The sequence below is a fragment of the Pseudomonas sp. genome (assembly GCF_035277045.1).
In the GTDB taxonomy this organism is placed as follows: Bacteria; Pseudomonadota; Gammaproteobacteria; order Pseudomonadales; family Pseudomonadaceae; genus Aquipseudomonas.
Genome location: NZ_DATELE010000118.1, coordinates 1 through 2247 on the forward strand (window position 1 = coordinate 1; position 2247 = coordinate 2247).

Sequence of the window (2247 nt, forward strand, 5' to 3'; positions counted from 1 at the left end):
CCGGCCGACGCTTGGCCAACTACCTGCGGGTGCTGGTGCTCGAAGCGCAGACCATGGCCCGTGCGTGCGGCAAGTCGCACTTGCACAACCTCGATCCGGAAGACCTGGTCGCCTTGACGGTGGAGGCGGCTGCCATGGCGCGTGTGCCGTTGGCGGGAACGCAATGGGTGCCTGGACAGGTGCAGTACTGATGCCTCGCGTCCCCGTGCCCACGCTTCGCGATATCGCCAGGCGCCTGCACGGGGACGCAACCCGAGTATTCTCCTGGCGTCGCCTGCCTGCCGGGCGCCGCCGTCCCGGACCCTTGGGCGGGGCGAGCGGGGCATATCGCTGGTCCTGAGGCACCAGAACTGCTTATCCTTGTGACCGGATATTTCAACAATACTGTCGACAAGGAGGCGCAATGCCGCTCAAGGACCTGTTGCTCGCACTGGTGGTCATCATCGCCTGGGGCGTCAACTTCGTGGTAATCAAGGTCGGCCTGGATGGCCTGCCTCCGATGTTGCTGGGCGCCCTGCGTTTCCTGCTCGTGGCATTTCCCGCCGTGTTCCTGATCAAACGCCCGCAACTGCCCTGGCGGTGGCTGATCGCCTACGGCGCGACCATCTCCCTGGGCCAGTTCGCCTTCCTGTTCCAGGCCATGGACAGTGGCATGCCGCCAGGCCTGGCGTCGCTGGTGCTGCAATCACAGGCATTTTTCACCTTGTGCTTCGCCGCGATGTTCCTGGGTGAGCGCATGCGCGCGGCCAGCGCGCTGGGCCTGCTGGTGGCCGCCGGTGGTCTGGTGCTGATCGGCAGCGAGAACAGCAACCATGTGCCGGTGCTGGCGCTGGTGCTCACGCTGTGCGGCGGAGCGATGTGGGGCATGGGCAACATCATTACCCGGCGTTTTGGCTCGGTGAACCTGGTGGCGCTGGTGGTCTGGGGCGGCCTGGTGCCACCGCTGCCTTTCCTGGCGTTGTCCTGGTGGCTCGAAGGGCCTGAGCGCATCAGCCATGCGCTGCTGAATATCGGTTGGCATTCGGTGCTGGCCCTGGCCTACCTGGCGTTTGTCGCCACCCTCGTGGGTTACAGCCTGTGGAGCCTGCTGTTGTCCCGTCATCCGGCGGGCAAGGTGGCGCCCTTCTCGCTGCTGGTGCCGGTGATCGGCCTCAGTTCATCGGCCTGGCTGCTGGGCGAGCGGCTGAGCCCGATGCAGGGCTGGGGAGCATTGCTGGTGATGATTGGCCTGCTGATCAATGTGTTCGGTCCGCGCTTGCGCGAACGACTGCGCGCAGCCCTGACATGAGACTGCCACCACTTGGCCACTGGTCGGGTCTGTAGGTTTTGGCCCGTTGGTCCGCAAATGACCGGCTAGTCTGATTTCGTGAGGCCCGTGTTTTCCAGGCGATCCCTTTGATCGTCGACAAGGGCCGGCATCGGAGGGAGACAGGGCATGAGTGACTCTTTTTTCGAAGACCAGAGCGAGGAGTATCCCATCAACAGCCAGGTACGTTGCGGCCAGGCCGCGCTGCGCCTGGGCTTTGCCAACATGACGCTGGATGAGTCGGTGCAGCTCAAGCCTGCCCATCTGCAGCGGGCCAGAAAAGGCCGCTTCACGCCTCGGGTGCCGATCAAACGCTGACTCGCCCACGCCCAAGGCCCCGCTCGATGGCGGGGTTTTTTTCGTCTTGATTGACCTCGCTCATGGTACGGGCGGGTAGCGCTCGCCGGATCGGCGGGGCTGTGCCTTACTGACTGGGCAAATCACAGGAGGGGGTATTCATGCGTATCAGGGAAGAAACTTACTGGCAGTGGGCAGACGCGCAGTTACACAGCCGTTGTCATGATGAAGAGCTTTGCGACGGTACCAGCATCGATGTGCAGGTCCGATTGTCGCGGGTAGGCGCGACCCAGCTTTTTCTGGGTCTCTACGCCCGCAAGGGCGAGGCACTGGTGGAGGAGTACTACCCGGCCCGTCCAGGCGAGAGCATGACCCGCGCGCTGGTCTGGGGCGTGAACCGGGCCAGGGCGCTGGCAACCGGGGCCTTGCCGGTTCAGCACGCCGCGCGTCAACGGCCTCGGGCGCGGGCATGAAAAAGCCCGGCCTTGCGGGCCGGGCGAGCAAGACGGTGAGCGGCTCAGTGGAGCGGGTCGATCACCGTGACGGCCTGCTGCTCTCGGGCAGTTGGCCATTGCTGTTGCAATGTCTGCAGCACACGACCGACGAACTCGGTGTCGGCGGCGGCCTTCTTGCCGACGTAGCCC

General features: G+C 64.7%; 3 protein-coding genes and 1 pseudogene. All 4 read left to right on the plus strand.

Going from position 1 to position 2247, the window contains the following annotated elements:
• Positions 1-191, plus strand: a pseudogene (locus VJS90_RS05215) (FMN-binding glutamate synthase family protein); the annotation flags it as partial.
• 212 nt (positions 192-403) lie between these two features.
• A complete protein-coding gene (locus tag VJS90_RS05220) occupies positions 404-1288 on the plus strand; it encodes an EamA family transporter (protein WP_324119718.1) in 885 nt (294 codons plus the stop codon).
• Between the two features lie 147 nt (positions 1289-1435).
• Entirely contained in the window at positions 1436-1624 is a 189-nt protein-coding gene (locus VJS90_RS05225) for a hypothetical protein (protein ID WP_324119719.1), read from the plus strand.
• A 140-nt stretch (positions 1625-1764) separates the two neighbouring features.
• Positions 1765-2076, plus strand: coding sequence for a hypothetical protein (locus VJS90_RS05230; RefSeq protein WP_324119721.1), 312 nt, complete (start codon positions 1765-1767; stop codon positions 2074-2076).
• Positions 2077-2247 lie beyond the last annotated feature (171 nt).

Excerpts from the sequence above, each read along its gene's own strand:
- VJS90_RS05220 (WP_324119718.1), top strand. The coding sequence starts at position 404 with ATGCCGCTCAAGGACCTGTTGCTCGCACTGGTGGTCATCATCGCCTGG.
- VJS90_RS05225 (WP_324119719.1), top strand. The coding sequence starts at position 1,436 with ATGAGTGACTCTTTTTTCGAAGACCAGAGCGAGGAGTATCCCATCAAC.
- VJS90_RS05230 (WP_324119721.1), top strand. The coding sequence starts at position 1,765 with ATGCGTATCAGGGAAGAAACTTACTGGCAGTGGGCAGACGCGCAGTTA.